Genomic DNA, 17,724 nt, shown 5'->3' with positions numbered 1-17,724 from the left:
CGCGGGTCGCGTTCGCCACGAGCGGAGCGACGCCCCCGGAGCGGTGGCCGAATCCCAGGATCTTCGTGCGGCCAGCAGCTAGCGTAGTCAGCATGACCGATGATTCGCCGCGCGGGCCTGAGGACGAGTTCCGTGACATGCTGCGGCAGTTCCTGTCCGGCGGTTCCGAGATCGATCCGTCGCAGCTCGCCGGGGCCGCCGGGCTGCCCGACGACCCGGCCTTCGTGGCGCGACTCATGAGTCAGCTGCAGAACGCCGTCAACAGCAGCGGTGACGGCATCGACTGGTCGATCGCCACCGAACAGGCGACCGCCGTGGGCGCCCAGAGCGCCGTCGTGCCGACCGCGGCCGAGACCGCCGCCCTCGAGCAGGCCTTTCACGTCGCCGCACTGTGGCTCGACGACGTCACGTTCGTGGCCGAGCTCACCGCCACGCCCCGCCTCGTGACCCGCGCCGAGTGGGCCCGGCTCACCATGCCCGTGTGGAGCCAGCTCGCCGAGCCCGTGGCCACGTCGATCGCCGACTCCCTGACCGGCGTGCTCAGCGAGCAGGCTCCCGAAGAGATGCGCTCGATGCTCGCCGGGGCCAGCCAGGTCATGCGCAGCGTCGGCGGCACGCTCTTCGCCATGCAGCTCGGACAGGTCGTCGGCCAGCTCTCGACCGAGGTCGTGTCCGGCGGCGACGTCAGCATCCCGCTCCTCGACGAGCAGCAGGCGGCGCTGCTCCCCCAGAACGTCGCCGCCTTCGGCGAGGGCCTCGACATCGAGGCCGACCAGGTACAGCTCTACCTGGCGGTCCGCGAACTCGCGCACGCCCGCCTGTTCCGGCACGCCCGATGGCTGCGCCTGCACCTCATCTCGTCCATCCGCGAGTTCGCCCAGGGCATCCGCATCGACACCTCCCGGCTCGAAGAACTCGCGGTGGACTTCGATCCCTCGAACCCCGGCGACCTGCAGGAGGCCATGAAGAGCGGGGCCCTCATCCCCCCGAAGACCGACGAGCAGCTCGCCGCCCTCGCCCGGCTCGAGACCACCCTGGCCCTGATCGAGGGCTGGGTCGACGTGGTGACCGCCCAGGCCACGGCGCGCCTCCCGAAGTCCGCGGCGATCGCCGAGACGGTCCGCCGCCGCCGGGCCGCCGGCGGACCTGCCGAGTCGGCCTTCTCCACCCTGGTCGGCCTCGAACTGCGGCCGCGGCGCCTCCGCGAGGCGGCCGTCCTCTGGCAGACCGTGACCGACGCCGTCGGTGCCGAGCGCCGAGACGACCTCTGGTCGCACCCGGACATCGTGCCCACCAGCGCCGACGTCGACGACCCGCAGGCCCTCGTGGCCCGCCTGACGTCGGACGTGCCCACCTTCGACGACGTCGACCAGGCGATCCAGGACCTGCTCGACGACACGACCGACGACCGCCCCCGCGAGGGGGACGACGGCTCGGCGACCGAGCCCGGCGAGTCCGGGCCCGACCAGGACGCCCCCCGGTCCTGACGGACACCGTCACCGGGGCCCGGGCGGACCTGTGGACAACTCCTCATCCGCCCGGCCCCACGACATGATCGGACGATGCCCCTCGTCCTCGATCCCCGCATCCCCGTCGTCTGGCGCGATCCGTCGACCCTCCAGGTCGGCGTCGACCGCCCCACGCTCGTCCTGAGTCCGGTCAGCAGGCTCGACGAGCGGGTGGTCGCGGCCCTCGCCTCGGGGCACGGCGCGGGGGCCTGCCCACCCTCGTCGCCCACCTCGGCCTGGATCGCGCCGCGGTCGAAGCCTCCGTCGAGCGCCTGCGACCCGCGCTGGGCGGCGACACCCGGTCGGTCGTCCCGCCGACCGTCGTCGTCGGCGGGCCGGGCCCCGTCGCCGATGCCGTCGCGCGCCTCCTCGGCTCCTGCGGTGCCGACGTCCGACGGGCCGACGCCGACCTGGCTCCGCCGCGGCACGCCACGGGCGTCCTGGTCGGCGGGCACGTGCTCGACCCCGGGGTCGTCCGAGAGTGGGTGAGGTCCGACCTGACGCACCTCGTCGTACGCGTGGGCGATCGTCACGCGCGGATCGGCCCCGTGACGGTGCCCGGTTCGACGGCCTGCGCCCGATGTCTCGACCTCCACGCCGGCGAGGCCGACCGTGCCTGGCCCGCGATCGCCGGTCAGCTGAGCGCCCGTCCCCTCACCGCGCCTCCGCTGCTGTCCGTCCACGAGGTCGCCACGAGAACCGCCCGCCGGCTGTGGTCCCGTCTGACCGGCGCGGACGGCGCCCCCGAGGACTCCGAGGTCGAGTCGATCTCGATCGCCGACGGGCTGGTCACTCGCGCGGACGTGCCGCCGCACCCGGAGTGCGGGTGCGCAGCTCTTCCACGAACCGGCTCACCCGCCGTTCGCCGCCGCGCCCCTGCCCCGAGCGACTCCACGACAACCGGAGCCGCTCACGCGCCCTCGTGACGCCGACGTACAAGAGGCGGCGCTCCTCGTCGATCGCCGCGTCGTCCTTCGCGTAGCTGATCGGGACGAGGCCCTCGCTGAGGCCGATCAGGTAGACGCTGCGCCATTCGAGGCCCTTCGCGGAGTGCAACGTCGCCAGGGTGACCGCGGCCATGGTCGGCTCGTGCTGACCGGCCTGGCGGGCGAAGAGCTCGTCGACGAACTGGCGGAGGGTCGTCCCGGGGGGTGATGCCTCGGCCAGGCCCATGATCGTGTTCAAGGACTCCCAGCGGTCGCGGATCGCGCCTCTCTGGTCGGGTGCGTCCTGGGTCCAGCCGAGCGACCGGAGGACGTCGCTGACGGTCTTGAAGAGCGGCTCGCCCACGATGCTCACCGCCGCGCCCTTCATCATCATCAGGGCCTCTTTCACCTCACGGAGCTCGAAGAAGCGCGTCGCGCCGTGGATGCGGGTCGACACGCCGACGTCGGCGAGTGCACGCTCGATCGCCGCCGCCTGGACGTTGACCCGGTACAGCACCGCGATCTCCTCCGGCGCGACGCCCGACCGGATCTCGTCGGCGATGGTCTCGGCGATGCCCCTGGCCTCGGCCGAATCGCTGGCGTACTCGGTCACGGGCGGCACCGGGCCCGTCGTCTCGACGGCCGGGTGGAGGTGCAGGGCACCCGGACGGCCCCGCATGAGTTGGTTCGCCGTGTCGACGATCTGCCGCGACGAGCGGTAGTTCTGCTCGAGACGGACGACCGTGGCGTCGTCGTACCGTGAACCGAACCCGAGCAGGTAGTCCGAGGACGCACCCGCGAACGAGTAGATGGTCTGACTGGCGTCGCCGACCACGCAGAGGTCGTTCCGGCCGCCGAGCCACAGGTCGAGCAGGTCCTGCTGGAGGGGCGAGACGTCCTGGTACTCGTCGACGACGAAGAAGCGGTACTGCTCGTGCACCTGTTGGGCCACCCGCGGCTCGAGCTCGAGCATGCCGACCGTCGCGAGCAGGACGTCCTCGAAGTCGAGCTGTCGCCGTTCGTCCTTGACGGCCTCGTAGGCACGGTGCAGGTCGACGGCTTTCTCGACGCTGATGGCCGGCGGCAACGACCTGCTCGGCAACGCCTCGGCATAGTCCTCGAGGGTGAGCCGAGAGACCTTCCGCCACTCGATCTCGGCCGCGAGGTCGCGCAGCGCCGCCGTGTCGATCTTGAGCCTCAGGGACTCGGCGGCGTGGGCGAGCGCCTTGGCCTTGCTGTCGAGGAGGCGCGGCATCTGACCACCCATCGTCTGCGGCCAGAAGTACGACAGCTGGGACAGGGCCGAGGCGTGGAAGGTCCGTGCAGAGACTCCCCCGGCGCCCAGGTGACGCAGACGGCCGCGCAGTTCGGCGGCCGCGCGTGAGGTGAATGTGAGCGCCATGACGCGCTTCGGGGCGTACACGCCGGTGGCGACCCCGTAGGCGATGCGATGGGTGATGGCACGGGTCTTGCCCGTACCGGCACCCGCGAGGAGGCACACGGGGCCGAGCAGTTTCGACGCCGCACGGCGCTGCTGTTCGTCGAGCCCCGCGATCAGGTCGGCGGCCTCGGTCACTGGTCGATCTCGCCGCCGAACCAGTCCTCGATGATCGCCCGGGCGATGGACGTCCGTCCGGGCAGGACGATCTCGCCCAGGCCGGCGACCAGGTCGTCACGACTGAACCAGCGCAGGTCGAGGATCTCGGCTCCGTCAGGCGTGAGCGTCCCCGGGTCGTCGGCGTCGACCTCGGCCCGGAAGCCGAGCATGAGGCTCGCCGGGAAGGGCCACGGTTGCGAGCCGACGTATCGAGGCGACACGACGTTGATGCCGGACTCCTCGAAGATCTCGCGCTGCACCGCGTGCTCGAGGGACTCGCCGGGCTCGACGAAGCCGGCGAGCAACGAGTACCGGTTCTGCTCCCACAGGGCGTTCGAGCCGAGCAGGAGTCGGTCGTCCGCGTCGGTGACGCCGACGATGATCGCAGGATCGGTCCGGGGGAAGACCTCGTGGCCGTCATCCGGGTCGCGACGGACCCAGCCCGCCTTGTCGGTGACCAGGCGGCGGCCGGTGCGCGGCGAGAACCGGTGCGAGTCGTGCCAGTTCGCCACGGCGACGGCCTCGACGGCGAGGCCCGCGTCCCGGGCACTCAACGCCGTTCCCGAGACCCGCGGGCTGCCCCAGGCGGAGTCGTCGGACGAGAGCGACCGCGCGCGCTCGTCGTCGAGCAGCGCCGCGAGGACGGGTGTGCCCACCGGCTCGACGGCGGAGGGGTCCTTCGAGACACCGAGGTAGACGTAGTCGTCGGCGGCCGGCACCGCGGCAGCCGGCAGGAGCGCGAGGGAATCCGGGGAGGCCATCAACGTCCGCCCCCGCCAGACCGGGAGCACACGGGTCACCTCCGACGCGAGCAGTTCGTCGACGACTCCGTCACGCTCACGGGTGAGGTAGTCCCGGTCGACCTGGTGTCGGGACAGCGGGAGCCGGGACGTGAGAGGCGAGGACATCGGACGACCAATCATCGCGAGTTGACAGCGTGGCGCACGGCAGGGCATCGCGTGCGGCGGCCTACCCTGAGGGCATGGCCAGATCTCATCTCACTCTAGCCGCGCTGGCCACGGCCGCCGTCGCGGACCTGGACGTCACGCGTGCGTCACGCCACGGCAGCGAGACGGGCGGCGACTTCGACTCCGCACTCGTCGACGGCCGTGGCGGAGAGCACTGCATCGTCCGCGTCCCTCGCTCGCAACGGGCCGAGGCCGAGCAGTCGGCCGATCTCGTCGCCCTCCGTGCCCTGAGCGCAGGCGTCCGAGGGCGGCTCTCGTTCGACGTGCCGGCCTACCGGGGTCAGGCCCCGATCGGCCGCACACGCGGCATCGTCTACGACGTCGTCCCCGGCGAGCACCTGTCGATCTCGCGACTGACCGCCACCAGCGACCTCCCGACGGCACTCGGCCGTGCCGTGGCGGCGATCCACTCGCTGCCGACGAGCTTCGTGACCGACGCCGGGCTGATCAGTCACACCCCGTTCGAGGCCATGCGCTCGTCGGCGGCCTTGGTCGATCGTGCGGCCTCGACCCGCCTCCTGCCGGCCGCGCTGCTCGAGCGATGGGAAGCCGCGATCCAGGACTCGGTGCTGTGGCAGTTCCAGCCCACGGTCGTCAACGGCTCCCTCGACGCCGGTTCGGTGCTCGTCCTCGGCGACACGGTCAGCGGTGTGCTCGGCTGGCACGACCTCCAGGTCGGTGACCCCGCCCGTGACCTCGCCTGGTTGCTGGGTGCCCCGAGCCCGACGGCGGTCGACACGGCGTTCGACGCCTACAACACCGCTCGCGGCACGAGCGACCACCAGCTGCGGCACCGGGCGACCCTCTACCGCGAACTCGACCTGGCGAAGTGGCTGCTGCACGGCACCGGCACCAAGAACACGTCGGTGGTCGACGACGCCGTCGAGATGATGACGAAGCTGGTCGACTCCTTGCCCGGTGACCGACGGGCCGGCATCGGCTCGGGCTCGACCGCGGCCTTGGACGTGGACGGCGTCGAGGACCTGCTCGAGGCCACCGAGCGCCGTCACGTCTGAGTCGACGCCTCGACCCGCTGCCAGAGTTCGACGAGCTCGTCGCGGTCGGCCACGTGCCGGGGCCGCAGCACCACGTCGTCGGCGACGAAGTAGAAGACCGCGTCGATCGTGTCCGCCGGGACACCCCTGAATCGCGCGTAGGCCTCGCGGTAGAGCGCCAGCTGGAGCTGCTTGAGCTCGAGGTCGGCGTCGTCGGTGGGTGCCTTGCCCGTCTTCCAGTCGACGACCTCGAACCGGCCGTCGCGTTCGAAGACGGCATCGATCTTGCAGATGACGGTGCGACTGCCGAAGGGGAGGTGGATCTCGAGCTCGACGTCCGTCGGTTCGAGAGATGCCCAGGCCGAGCGCTCGAAGGTCGTCACCAGCTGCTCGAACCGCCTCGCGTCGTCGGGATCGATCGGCCCCGACCCGGGTGAGCCGACCCGCTCGTCGTCGAGATCGCTCTCGTCACCCCAGGCGTCGAGGGTCTCGGCACGACCCGTCGGCCGGAAGCGCTCTTCGACCCACTCGTGGAACAGCGTGCCGAGGCGGGTCGCCCGGTAGGGCCGTTCGGGCAGGGGACGACGGAGCGCGGCGGCGACCGCGGCGGGGTCGTCGACGTAGTCCTTGAACCTCGAGGCCGGGATGCGCTGGGGAAGGGGGACCGCCCCGGCGCCCGCTCGCGCGGCGTCGCGCTCGAGCAGCAGCAGGTCGATGTCGGACGACCATCTCGACGCGGTGCCTGGCTGCTGCGTGTCGGCGGGCTCGTCTCGTGAGCGCCGGTCGACGGCCGTGGTGACCCGTGCAGCGGCGTCCTCGACCACCGCGCGGCGTTGCCCCAAGGGGTCGAGCGGCCAGCTGAGCTCTCGGGACGCGGCGGCCAGGGGGTTCTCGTCGTCGTCGGGTCGTTCGGGGAGGTCTCCGGTCGGTACGAGCCCACGCTCGGCCAATTCGACGACGAACCGGCTGGCAGGGCGGGGGCGGACGGCACTCGTCCAGAAGGAGCCGCTCACGAGCAGGGCGTCACGGGCCCGGGTGAGTGCGACGTAGGCCAGACGCCGCTCCTCGGCCTGGTGCCGGACGATCAACTCGTCCTTGAACGCCTTCAGCGCTTGGTCGAACTCCTTCTGGTCGGCCACGCCCCGCCAGCCGAGCACGGGCAGCTCGGCGGCATCGCCGCGGAACTCGTACGGCAGTTCGCCGAAACCGAGCCACCCCACGCCTTCGCGGGAGGTGCCGGGCAACTCGCCCTCGACGAGTCGTGGCACCGCGACGACGTCCCACTCGAGCCCCTTGGAGCCGTGGATGGTCAGGAGCTGGACGGTGCCCCGCTCGGCCTGCTCGGACCGCGGACCCATGTCGTCCCGCCGCTCGGCTGCTGCCAGCCACGACAGGAAGCCCCCGAGGCCGGCGTTCTCGTCGGTCGCGACGTACCCCGCCAGTTCGTCTTCGAAGGCTTGCAGCCACGCGCCCCCCGACGGCGCGCCGGTAGCCGCCGCCACCTCGACGTCGAGCAGCATCTCGTGCTCGACAAGCGTGACCAGGTCGACGAGATCGAGACCGGTGCGGGCGCGGAGGAAGGCGAGCTGCGAGCCCAGCCGCCTCAGGCGGACGAGCCCCTCGTCACTGAACTCGGAGAGCTGCCGATGCGTGACGGGCGCCGTGGCCACGAAGTCGAGGGCGTCGACGATCGACCCGTGCTCACCCGCGGCGACCGACGCCCGGAACCCGGCGGCGACCTCGTCGTCGAGGCGCTGTTGGGCGTGGTCGTGCGAGAAGAGCCACGAGGCGACGTCGCGCAGCCGGGCGATGTCTCGAACGCCGATCCGCCATCGGGCACCGGCCATCAGACGGATCGCCTCGGAACCGGCCGACGGGTCGTGCAGCACCCGGAGGCAGGACACGAGGTCGACGACCTCGGGCCGCTGCAGGAGACCACCGACGCCGAGCACGTGGTACCTGACGCCGCGAGCGGCGAGGGCCTCGACGAAGACGGGCATGGTCTTCTTCGATCGGAAGAGCAACGCCGCCGTTCGGCGGGCGGGCTCGCCGTCGACGATCGTGGGCACGGCCAGCTCGCTCTGCAGCCAGGCCGCGACCTGGTCGGCCTCGCCCGGCAGCGTCTGGTCGAAGAGCAGTTCGACGCGCCCCTCGGGCGCACCCGGCCGGGCTCGCAGCTCGCCCACGACCGCCCCGGAGGACCGCGCGAGTTCGGCCACGACGGTGTTCGCGGCGTCGAGCACTCGTGACGCGTTGCGCCAGCTGGTCGAGAGGCTGAACACCGCATCGGGCCGGGCTCCGAAGTCCACCGGGAACCGTCCGAGGTTCGCGGCGCTGGCACCCCGGAACCCGTAGATGGACTGGTGGGGGTCCCCGACCGCCATCACCCCGGTGCCCTCGAAGAGGCGGGACAACAAGGTGGTCTGCACGACGCTGGTGTCCTGGTACTCGTCGAGCAACACGACGCGGTAGCGGTCGCGCAACTCGGCCACGACGTTCGGCGCCGTGTCGCACACCTCGAGGGCCAGGGCCACCTGGTCGGAGTACTCGACGAGGCCCCGACGGGCCTTCTCGTCGGCGAAGGCCACGGCTAGGTCGAGCAGCGGCGGGAGCGCCGACACCGCGCCGACGGCGTCGACGACCGACTTGTAGGCGCTGCCCTTGGTCGACGGAAGACTCGCGAGGTCGAGGAACCGGTCGGCCAGGTGTGCCACGGGCTCGGGCCCGGTGACGTTCTCGCTGAGGGCGTGGCTCAGGCGGAGGACGGCCTCGGTGATGCCGTCGACGCTTCGACCGAGCCCGGCGAGGCGCTCGTCGTGGCTGCCCACGACGAGTGAGCGTGCCAGCTGCCAGGCGGACGCATCGCCGAGCACCTGCGACTCGCTCTCTCGACCGACCCGCAGGGCGTTGTCGCGGAAGATCGCGTTGGCGAACGCGTTGTAGGTCGAGACGGTGGGCACGTCGAAGGGATCGGCCTCGTCGCCGAGCAGTCCGACGGCGGCGAGCTGGCCGATGCGCCGCTCGATCCGCTCACCGAGTTCGCCGGCGGCCTTGCGGGTGAACGTCAGGCCGAGCACCTGCGAGACGCCGACGAGACGGTTGGCCAGCAGCCACACCACGCGGTTGGCCATGGTCTCGGTCTTGCCGCTGCCGGCGCCCGCGACGACCAGGGCGGGTTCGAGAGGGGCCTCGATGACGGCTTGCTGCTCGGGGGTCGGCGTGGGAAGCCCGAGCGCCTCGGAGATCTCGGCTGCTCCGAGCCGGGACGAGGAGGCGCGCGTCGTGCCGTCGACGCCACGACCGTCCACCCCGTCACGCGTGCCCGCGGCGCCACCCCCGTCGGCGGCGCGGCCTCCGGCCGTCACGAGCCGCTCACCTCGCCCACCACGTGGATGCGGCACGATCCGCCGTGCCGCCCTTCGCAGTGGTCGTCGAGGCGGGCCACGAACACCCGGCCCGCCATGTGCTCGGCCGCGTCGACGACCCGGGCACGGAAGGCCGCGAGTCGGTCGTCGTCGAACGCCCCCTGGGCGGGCTCCCGGTAGAGCTTGCCCCGGACGCCCGACGACACGATCACGAGCTTCGCCCCGCCGGGAGGTGTGCCCTCGGGCACGGCCTCGACGGCACCGTCGGCGAGGGCGACCTGGTAGCTGCCCAGCTGGGGGTGTTCGGCGACGGCCTGGGGCGACGTCGGGGCCGACCGGCCCGTCTTGAGGTCGACGATCACGGCGGCGCCCTCGCGGGTGCGCTCCACCCTGTCGATGGACCCGCGCAGACGTGCCGGCCCGATGTCGAGGCTGAAGGTGGACTCGGCGCCGAGCAGGCTCCCGCCCGACGCCTCGAAGTCCCGCAGGTAGGAGGAGAGGCTCTCGGTCATGTCGCGCGCCCGGCGTTTCTCGGCCTCAGCGATCCAGGCCGACTCGAACTCGAGCTCGGGCCAGCGCCCCTCGACCGACTGCCAGAGCGAGTCGACGTCGGTGCCCTCGGCGTGCTCCATCACGTCGTGCAGCACCGTGCCGAGACCCATCGCCGCGTTGGGAGGGGACCCGCCGAACCGGTCGACGAACCAGTGCAGGGGGCACTCCTCGAACGACCCGAGTTGCGACGGCGAGACCGGCACGTGGGCCTCGGGAGCCTCCAGGTCGATGAGCGGCTCGACGGTGCTGGGGTCGAGCAACCCGTACCAGTCGTCCGGCGACGCCCCCGCCACGCCTTCGCCGGCGAGTCGGGCCAACGCCTCGACCGCGTCGTCGGCCCGTGGTCCGTGAGGCGCCGAGACGAGCACGTGACGGAGGTGCCCCACGAGTCCTCGAAGCGACAGGGGGTGCCCGGCGGGTGCCTCGGGGCAGCCGTCGGGCAGCAGCCGGAAGAACGGCGAGGGCCCCTCGTCGTCGTTCGAGGTGCAGGAGAGCACGACCTGTCGGGTGGCCCGCGACACGGTGAGGGCGAACATGCGCAGCTCGTCGGAGAGCACCGTGGCCCGCGCGTCGGAGGGGGCTGCCGGCTCGTCGTCGTGGTCGTGGTCGTCCATCGGACCGCCGCGGAGCAGGCCGCGCTCGGCGAGGTCGACCAGCTCGTCGGGGGCGAGCAGCCCGCCCCGGACCCGGAGGTTCGGCCACACGCCGTCCTGCAGCCGAGCGGCGACGACCACGTCGACCTCGATGCCCACGGCGTTCGACGGCGAGCACACCAACACGGTCTCGGCCGTCGCCTGCGGCGAGAGGGTGTCCTCGGGCACCTCGGCCCCGAGAAGCGAGTCGAGGAAGGCACCGGCGGGTGCCTCGGGGGTGCGTTCGACGAAGCGCTTGGCGGCCGTGAACAGGGCGACGACACCGTCGAGGTGACGGTCCGCCTCGGCGGCCACGATGCCGCGACCGTCGCTCTGGGCCGACCACTCGGCCGCGAGTCCGCTGCGCTCCCAGAGGCCCCAGAGCACCTCTTCGATGCTGGCGCCGGTCGCGGCTGCACGACGGGCCGCGTCGAGACTGGTGGAGAAACGCCCGGCTCGGGCCGCGAACCTCGAGTCGATCGTGACGAAGCGACCGGCCCCCTCGAGCGCCTCGACGAGCAGGTCGTCGGCCGAGCGGACGCCGCCCGTGCCGAGCTCGTCGGCTCGCAGGGCGAGCCTCAGGCGTCGGAGCGACAACGCGTCGAAGCCGGCGAGCGGCCCCAGCAGCAGCTCGGTCGCGAGCTCGACGGTGAGCTCGTCGCGACCGACGGCGACGGCGGCGGCGAGCAACAGGTGGCGGGCCGCGTGTTCGTCGCGCACGGCGCGTCCGGCGACGGAGGTGCGGGTCGGGACCTCGGCGAGCTGCAGCCCCCGGGCGACTCCGGCCACCTGCCCACCGCTGCGGACGACGACCATCATGCGCGACCACGGCACCCTGCGGACCAGGTGGTGCTCGCGCAGCAGGCGGGCCACCGACGCCACTTCGTGGCTCGGGCTGTCGGCCCGGACGGTCACGATCGGGACCGCCACCGGGTCCGCCGCTCCCCCGGCCTCGGAGGGCTCGATCGCCGGAGCCGCCACCGCGGCGTGCTGGCGACCGGCGCCGGCCGTCCCGATGCGCGAGGTGACCCGCTGCACGAGATCGCGCAACGGAGGCTGGTGCCGGTGGGCCGTGGAGAGGTACAGGGTCTCGACGTCGGACAGGCCGAGCCGAGGGCCGAGACGACCGAGCACGTCGGGCGTGCCCCCGCGGAACGCGCTGGTGGACAGGTCGGGGTCGCCGAACGCGACCACGGCGACACCCCGCCGCGTCAGGGCGCGGAGCAGCGCCAGGGTCGACTCGGTCGCTTCTTGCGCGTCGTCGACGAGGACGACCCGCAGCCCCTCGACGACCGGGGAGGTCTCGCCGCGGTCGAGGGCGGCGACGGCGTAGTCGACCAGGTCCGCCGAGTCGAGGTGCTGCCCCCGCGCCGCGTCGAGGACGCTCAGGTACTCGTCGCGGAAGTCGGCCACCGCCGCCCATTCGGGCCGGTCGGCCCGTTCGGCGGCTCGTCGGAGCCCCTCGGACCCGATGCGATGCTCGGTCGACCGCATGAGGACTTCGCGCAGTTCGGTGCGGAAGCCGCGGAGTCGACGAACGGTCGGGCCGAGCCCCTCGGGCCAGGACGGACCCGTGCCGTCGACCTCGTGCCCCTCGAGGAGGAAACGGACGATGCTGTCCTGGTCACCGCCCGTCAGCAGGGTCGGCGCGGGCAGGCCGACGAGCCGCGCCGCATGGCCGACCACGTCGAACGCCAGGGACGAGACGGTGCGGGCCAGGGGCCCCGGAGTCGGCACGGTGAGCCTCGACGCGATGACGTCACGGAGCGTCGTCGCCGTCGAGCGCGTCGGTGCGAGCACCATGACGGCGGCCGGACCCCAACCGCGCCCTTCGACGCGGTCCACCACGAACTCGACGAGCGTCCGGGTCTTGCCCGAGCCCGGGGCACCCAGGACCGCGGCCGATCGCCCGTCGGCCAGGTCGAGCACGGCCCGCTGCGAGTCGTCGAGCACCGGCGACACCGAGGCTCGGGCCGGACTCGAGAGGGGCGGTGAGACGGTCGAGGCCATGTCCCGACGCTACCGGCTGGCACCGACATCGAGGTCGGTCGCGTGGACCCTCGACGGCCCGACGGGCCACCCCGTGTGCGCCGACAGAGAACGTGCAGAGTCGGGACGGCGAGGTCGGATATCGTGACCTCGTGGACATTCGCATCGGCATCACCAACAGCCCCCGTGAGATCAGCTTCGAGACGGCCCAGACCGCCGACGAGGTCGAGAAGGTCGTCGGCGACGCGCTCGACGGCGGCAAGTCGTACGTCACCCTCGCCGACTCCAAGGGCAAGACCTACCTGGTCCCCACCGCATCGCTCGCCTACGTCGAGGTCGGCAGCGAAGAGAGCCGCAAGGTCGGGTTCGTCAGCTAGTCGTGGAACTCCTCTTCGTCGTCCTGGGTGGCGCCATCCTCGGGTTCGTCCTCCACTACGCGCTGCCCGACGGCGACACCCGCGGCGTCCTGCTCGCGCCCGCGTCCGGCGCCGTCGTGGCGGCGATCGTGTGGGAGGTCCTGACCTGGGCCGGATGGCCCGCCGACGGCGGATGGATCTGGGTGGCAGCACTCGTCCTTCCCGCCGTCGTCGCATTCGTGGTCTGCCGTGTCGCGGCGGCTCGCCGCCGGGCTCACGACAGCGAGCACTTCGCCCGCCTGGTGCGCTCCGCCTCCTGACGCCGCGCCTCCGCCATGCCCTCGATGCACGGCCGGTCGCCCAGGGCGGCCACGCCAGGTCGCCGAGAACAGTCCCGCCAGCCGGAGGACTACCAGCGGTCAGCGCTCAGGCGGTGAGTCCGAGGGCGTCCATGCGGCGCGTGTGGGCGGCGATGAGTTCTGTGAAGACGGGTTCGAGACGCTCGTCGTCGGCGGACACGTGCGACGCGGACACCGCGGCGCGAGCGACCAACAGGGTGTCTCCCACCAACCTGCGCCCCCAGAGGGCCAGCCGTGACGCGAGCCGCGGGTCGGCCTCGATGGCCGCGGAGAGTTCTCGCACCACGAGCGGTGCGTCGTCGTGGGCCTCGAGCACCGCCACGATCCGCTTGTGGTGGTCCGCCGGCAGTCCGGCCGCCAACCGCACGAAGACGTCGTTGAGCAGGCCGGCCGCGACGTAGTCCGCGACGATCGCCTCGTACCAGTCCGTGCCTCCGGTCCGGGCCCGGAACTCGTCGATGGCGGCGATGTGGGGCTCCATCGACTCGGTGGCGTCGTGGCCGGACCGTTCGATCTCGGCCACCAGGCCGCGGTGTCGGGCCAAGGTCGTCTCGGCGATGCGGCCGGTGGTCTCTTTCGCACGGACGTCGGGGGCGAAGGCCGACGAGCGGCCCAGCGTCTCGAAGAGCGCGAGTTCGAGGTAGGCCGCGTGCCCCAGGAAGACCAACAGGTCGGGGGTGAACTGGTCGAGCTCGACCCGGGCCGCGGGGGTCGGCTTCGCCGCGGGCCGCGGCCACTGCAGGGACGGGACGCCGCGTTTCGCACCTCGACCGGGCCAGGACACCACGCCCACATCTTACGGGGTCCGAGGGGCCGCCCGTCGCGACGGGCTAAACTCGACGCATCCCCCTATATGAGACAGGGCAACACTTTGACATTCACTGACCTCGCGATCGACCCCGACATGGTCGACGCTCTGGCGTCGAAGGGGATCCTCGAACCTTTCCCCATCCAGACGCAGACCATCCCCCTCGCCCTCGCCGGGCAGGACATCATCGGCCAGGCCAAGACGGGCACCGGCAAGACCTTCGGCTTCGGCCTCCCGATCATCCAGCGCATCGGCCTCGACCCGGCCCCCGGCGTCAAGGTGCTCGTCGTCGTCCCGACCCGCGAACTCTGCGTCCAGGTGGCCGACGACCTCGAGCTCGCCACCTCGAACCGGGCGACCAAGATCGTCAGCATCTACGGCGGCAAGGCCTACGAGGGCCAGGTCGAGCAACTCAAGGCCGGCGCGCAGATCGTCGTGGGCACCCCCGGGCGCCTCCTCGACCTGGCCGGCCAGCGCCTCCTGAACCTCAAAGAGGTGCAAGAGGTCGTGCTGGACGAGGCCGACAAGATGCTCGACCTGGGCTTCCTCAGCGACATCGAGAAGATCTTCCAGCAGGTGCCGGCCACCCGTCACACCATGCTGTTCTCGGCGACCATGCCCGGCCCGATCGTGGCCTTGGCACGCCGGTTCATGTCGAAGCCGATCCACATCCGCGCGACCGACCCCGACGAGGGCCTCACGCAGGCGAACATCAAGCACGTCGTCTACCGGGCCCACTCGCTCGACAAGGACGAGGTGATCGCGCGCATCCTCCAGGCCGAGGGGCGTGGCAAGACCGTCGTCTTCACCCGGACCAAGCGCGCGGCCGCCAAGCTCGTCGAAGAGCTGAACGACCGCGGCTTCAACGCGGCGGCCGTCCACGGTGACCTCAACCAGGAGCAGCGCGAGCGCGCGATGGCCGCGTTCAAGGCGGGCAAGAAAGACATCCTGATCGCGACCGACGTCGCGGCCCGAGGCATCGACGTGAACGACGTCACGCACGTGATCAACCACACCGTGCCCGACGACCACGACACCTACCTGCACCGCGCCGGCCGTACCGGCCGCGCCGGCAAGACCGGCATCGCCGTGACGTTCGTCGACTGGGACGACCTGCACAAGTGGGCCCTGATCAACCGGGCCCTCGACATGGGCCAGCCCGAGCCGGTCGAGACCTACTCGTCGAGCCCGCACCTCTTCGCCGACCTCGACATCCCCGCCGGGACGAAGGGACGCCTGCGCGCGAGCTCCTTGTCGGCTGTCAAGGCGGGTTCGGTCGGCTCGCGCGAGCGCACCGGCGGCCCCCAGGGCGATCGTGACAGGGGTCGCGGTCGCGGTCGTGGCGACGCTCCCGTGCGGGCCTCTGGTGAGCCCTCGACCACGGGCCGCGGCGCCGCACAGGCGCCCGACGCGGCGGCTCCGGCCGGCGAGGGCACGGGTGAGGCCCCGCGCAAGCGCAGCCGCAACCGTCGCCGTCGTCCCGCCGGCGACTCGTCGTCACAGCCGCAGGGCTGACGACCGATTTAGCACGAGACCCCCTCGACCGTCCGCGGCGAGGGGGTCTCGTGCGTCCGGCACGTCGCCGTCCGGCACGTCACCGTCCGGAACGCCGCCGTCCGGCACGTCATCGCCCGGCAGGGAGCCGTCCGGACGAGGAGGCGCGGGCCGGTTCAACCCCGGACGGGCACCCACCCGGTCGCCGCGTCGACGATCCGGTCGAGTTGTCCGGGAGCCGTGGTGTTCTCACCCAACCGGTTGGGCTTGCCGTCGCCGTGGTAGTCGCTCGACCCGGTCACGATGAGGTCGTACCGTCGGGCGAGCTCGAGCAACCGCACCTTACCGGCCGAGGTGTTCTCGCGGTGGTCGATCTCGACGCCGAGCAGGCCGGCGTCGACGAGGGCCTCGAAACCCTCGCTGGAGACGTTCGGCTCGCGACCCCGCGTCGCCGGGTGGGCGATGACGGGGACGCCCCCGGCCTCCCGGATCAGGCGGACGCCGATCAGGGGGCTGGGTGCCTCGTGCGGCTCGTAGTACCCGGACCGCCAGTGCAGGATGCCCGCGAAGGCGGCGCTGCGGTCGGGCGCGTAGCCCTTGGCGACGAGGGCGTCGGCGATGTGCGGCCGTCCCAGGGTCGCCCCCGAGCTGGCCTGGGCGAGGACGTCGCCCCAGGTGAGGTCGTAGTCGGCGGCGATGCGTTCGACGATGCGCTCGGCCCGGTGCAGACGGCTGTCGCGCAGGCGGGCCGTCTCGGCGACGAGGCCCGGGTGGGCGGGGTCGAAGAGGTAGCCGAGCATGTGGACGCTGTTCAGTCCGAGCCGGGTGCTGAGCTCCATGCCGGGGAGGAGGGTGAGACCGGTACCGGCGACGGCGGCCGTGGCCTCGGACCACCCGGCCGTGCTGTCGTGGTCGGTCAGGGCGACGGTGTCGAGCCCCGCGCGCACGGCCGACGCGACCAGCGCGGCGGGCGCCTCGGTGCCGTCCGACACGCTCGAGTGAGTGTGCAGGTCGACCAGGCGCGTGGGCATCCCCCCATCGTAGGCGGCGCGCATCCGAGCCGTCCGTGCGGCGCCCGACGTGCGGTCGGGGGTTCCCCTAGGCTCCAGGGGCCATGATCCGTCGTCTCGTCGCCCTCGTCTTCGTCCTCGCCGTCGCCGCCGTGCTCCTGGCCGCCCTCTGGCCCCAGACCGTCGGGCTGCAGCGCGTCTTCCCGGTCGGTCAGGTGGTGTCGTTCCGCCTCGTCGCCGGGGCCGTCGCGATCGTCCTGATGGTGCTGCTGCTCGTGCTGGGCCTGGTCGCGAGGCCGATCCGGTCGCTCACGGCGAGCGCGGCCGTGCTGCTGCTCGTGTTCGGCGTCCTCTCGGCGGGCGTCGTGACGGCTCGCGGCCTGGGCCGCACCGACTTCGTCGAGAAGACGCCCACCGACGTCACCGTCCTGTCGTGGAACACCCTCGGCGCGGCGACCGGGGCCGACGCCGTCGTCGCCCTCGCGACCGAGGTCGGTGCCGACGTGATCGCCCTGCCCGAGACCCGCCAGGAGGTCGGCGTCGCCGTCGCCGAGGCCATGGCCGCCGCCGGCAAGCCCATGTGGGTGCACACGGTGGCCTACGACCAGATCGCGAGCGGCCGCTCGACGACCCTCCTGATCAGTGCCGCGCTGGGCGACTACCAGGTCGCGATCGGTGACGACGGCACCACCGACGCACGGACGACGCCCGTCCTCCCGACGGTCGTCGCGACACCCGTGTCGGGCGAGGGCCCCACGATCGTCGCCGCCCATCCCGTGTCGCCGACGCCCGAGCACATGGGGCAGTGGCGTGCCGGCCTGGGGTACCTCGCCGACGTCTGCCGGTCGGGGGACGTGATCATGGCGGGTGACTTCAACGCCACCCTCGACCACATGGCCGGGCTCGGCAGCGACGGTGGAGCGCTCGGCGCCTGCCGCGATGCCGCCGAGGCGACCGCGAACGCCGGCGTCGGGACCTGGCCGACCGACGTCCCTCCCCTCCTCGGTGCGCCGATCGACCACGTCATGGCCACCGAGCAGTGGCTGCCGACCGGCTTCCGGGTCGTGACCGAGCTCGACGACGCCGGCAGCGACCACCGGGCGGTCGTCGCCCAGCTCAGTCGCACGGGAGCCTGAGCCCACCGACTGGGCGTCCGGCCCGATTG

The 17,724-nt window shown here is 72.4% G+C and carries 13 protein-coding genes; 7 read left to right on the top strand and 6 right to left on the bottom strand.

Going from position 1 to position 17,724, the window contains the following annotated elements; translation table 11 throughout:
* The first annotated feature begins 92 nt into the window (after positions 1-92).
* Both OVA02_RS06225 and OVA02_RS06220 read left to right on the top strand, forming a co-directional pair.
* A complete protein-coding gene (locus OVA02_RS06225; RefSeq protein ID WP_267659429.1) occupies positions 93-1,487 on the top strand; it encodes a zinc-dependent metalloprotease in 1,395 nt (464 codons plus the stop codon).
* Between the two features lie 75 nt (positions 1,488-1,562).
* A complete protein-coding gene (locus tag OVA02_RS06220) occupies positions 1,563-1,997 on the top strand; it encodes a hypothetical protein (RefSeq protein ID WP_267659428.1) in 435 nt (144 codons plus the stop codon).
* 300 nt (positions 1,998-2,297) lie between these two features.
* Here OVA02_RS06220 and OVA02_RS06215 read toward each other — a convergent pair whose 3' ends face one another.
* Together OVA02_RS06215 and nudC are read right to left on the bottom strand one after the other, a co-directional pair.
* Positions 2,298-4,010, bottom strand: coding sequence for an ATP-dependent helicase (locus tag OVA02_RS06215; protein ID WP_267659427.1), 1,713 nt, complete (start codon positions 4,008-4,010; stop codon positions 2,298-2,300).
* Complete coding sequence (gene nudC / locus OVA02_RS06210; RefSeq protein ID WP_123571544.1) at positions 4,007-4,939, bottom strand: NAD(+) diphosphatase; 933 nt, start codon at positions 4,937-4,939, stop codon at positions 4,007-4,009. The genes OVA02_RS06215 and nudC overlap by 4 nt, the downstream gene beginning before the upstream one ends.
* 74 nt (positions 4,940-5,013) lie before the next feature.
* On the opposite strand from nudC, the gene OVA02_RS06205 reads away from it, so the two are divergent.
* Positions 5,014-6,015, top strand: coding sequence for a phosphotransferase (locus OVA02_RS06205; RefSeq protein WP_056048636.1), 1,002 nt, complete (start codon positions 5,014-5,016; stop codon positions 6,013-6,015).
* Here OVA02_RS06205 and OVA02_RS06200 read toward each other — a convergent pair.
* Both OVA02_RS06200 and OVA02_RS06195 read right to left on the bottom strand, forming a co-directional pair.
* The gene (locus OVA02_RS06200) at positions 6,006-9,302 is read right to left on the bottom strand and encodes a UvrD-helicase domain-containing protein (protein ID WP_420709652.1); all 3,297 of its coding nucleotides are present in this window, start codon (positions 9,300-9,302) and stop codon (positions 6,006-6,008) included. The two genes, OVA02_RS06205 and OVA02_RS06200, sit on opposite strands and share 10 nt — an antisense overlap.
* Positions 9,303-9,355: 53 nt before the next feature.
* On the bottom strand, positions 9,356-12,553 hold the full coding sequence (locus tag OVA02_RS06195; RefSeq protein ID WP_056048639.1) for a UrvD/REP family ATP-dependent DNA helicase: 3,198 nt from the start codon (positions 12,551-12,553) through the stop codon (positions 9,356-9,358).
* A 131-nt stretch (positions 12,554-12,684) separates the two neighbouring features.
* Between OVA02_RS06195 and OVA02_RS06190 the strand changes: the two genes are divergently transcribed.
* Positions 12,685-12,909: a DUF3107 domain-containing protein gene (locus OVA02_RS06190; protein ID WP_043595511.1), complete on the top strand. Its 225-nt coding sequence runs from the start codon at positions 12,685-12,687 to the stop codon at positions 12,907-12,909.
* A gap of 2 nt (positions 12,910-12,911) precedes the next feature.
* Positions 12,912-13,208, top strand: coding sequence for a hypothetical protein (locus OVA02_RS06185; RefSeq protein ID WP_056048642.1), 297 nt, complete (start codon positions 12,912-12,914; stop codon positions 13,206-13,208).
* Between the two features lie 106 nt (positions 13,209-13,314).
* Here the strand turns inward: OVA02_RS06185 and OVA02_RS06180 are convergent, their stop codons facing one another.
* Positions 13,315-14,034, bottom strand: coding sequence for a ferritin-like fold-containing protein (locus OVA02_RS06180; RefSeq protein ID WP_082460613.1), 720 nt, complete (start codon positions 14,032-14,034; stop codon positions 13,315-13,317).
* An 84-nt stretch (positions 14,035-14,118) separates the two neighbouring features.
* On the opposite strand from OVA02_RS06180, the gene OVA02_RS06175 reads away from it, so the two are divergent.
* Positions 14,119-15,570, top strand: a complete 1,452-nt coding sequence (locus OVA02_RS06175; RefSeq protein WP_123571548.1) for a DEAD/DEAH box helicase — start codon at positions 14,119-14,121, stop codon at positions 15,568-15,570.
* A gap of 155 nt (positions 15,571-15,725) precedes the next feature.
* Here OVA02_RS06175 and OVA02_RS06170 read toward each other — a convergent pair whose 3' ends face one another.
* Positions 15,726-16,580: a PHP domain-containing protein gene (locus tag OVA02_RS06170; protein ID WP_056048649.1), complete on the bottom strand. Its 855-nt coding sequence runs from the start codon at positions 16,578-16,580 to the stop codon at positions 15,726-15,728.
* 83 nt (positions 16,581-16,663) lie between these two features.
* Here OVA02_RS06170 and OVA02_RS06165 point away from each other — a divergent pair, with 83 nt between their 5' ends.
* Positions 16,664-17,695 carry an endonuclease/exonuclease/phosphatase family protein gene (locus tag OVA02_RS06165; protein ID WP_123571550.1) on the top strand — a complete coding sequence of 344 codons (1,032 nt, stop codon included), beginning with the start codon at positions 16,664-16,666 and terminating at the stop codon, positions 17,693-17,695.
* Positions 17,696-17,724: the final 29 nt, after the last annotated feature.

Source organism: Frigoribacterium sp. SL97, assembly GCF_026625765.1.
Classification (GTDB): Bacteria; Actinomycetota; Actinomycetes; order Actinomycetales; family Microbacteriaceae; genus Frigoribacterium.
This window is presented reverse-complemented; position numbering and strand designations above follow the sequence as displayed.

What these genes read in the sequence shown, in the direction of transcription:
- OVA02_RS06225 (WP_267659429.1), top strand. Translation starts at nt 93, where the DNA reads ATGACCGATGATTCGCCGCGCGGGCCTGAGGACGAGTTCCGTGACATG.
- nudC (WP_123571544.1), bottom strand. Translation starts at nt 4,939, where the DNA reads ATGTCCTCGCCTCTCACGTCCCGGCTCCCGCTGTCCCGACACCAGGTC.
- OVA02_RS06220 (WP_267659428.1), top strand. Translation starts at nt 1,563, where the DNA reads ATGCCCCTCGTCCTCGATCCCCGCATCCCCGTCGTCTGGCGCGATCCG.
- OVA02_RS06205 (WP_056048636.1), top strand. Translation starts at nt 5,014, where the DNA reads ATGGCCAGATCTCATCTCACTCTAGCCGCGCTGGCCACGGCCGCCGTC.
- OVA02_RS06195 (WP_056048639.1), bottom strand. Translation starts at nt 12,553, where the DNA reads ATGGCCTCGACCGTCTCACCGCCCCTCTCGAGTCCGGCCCGAGCCTCG.
- OVA02_RS06165 (WP_123571550.1), top strand. Translation starts at nt 16,664, where the DNA reads ATGATCCGTCGTCTCGTCGCCCTCGTCTTCGTCCTCGCCGTCGCCGCC.
- OVA02_RS06170 (WP_056048649.1), bottom strand. Translation starts at nt 16,580, where the DNA reads ATGCCCACGCGCCTGGTCGACCTGCACACTCACTCGAGCGTGTCGGAC.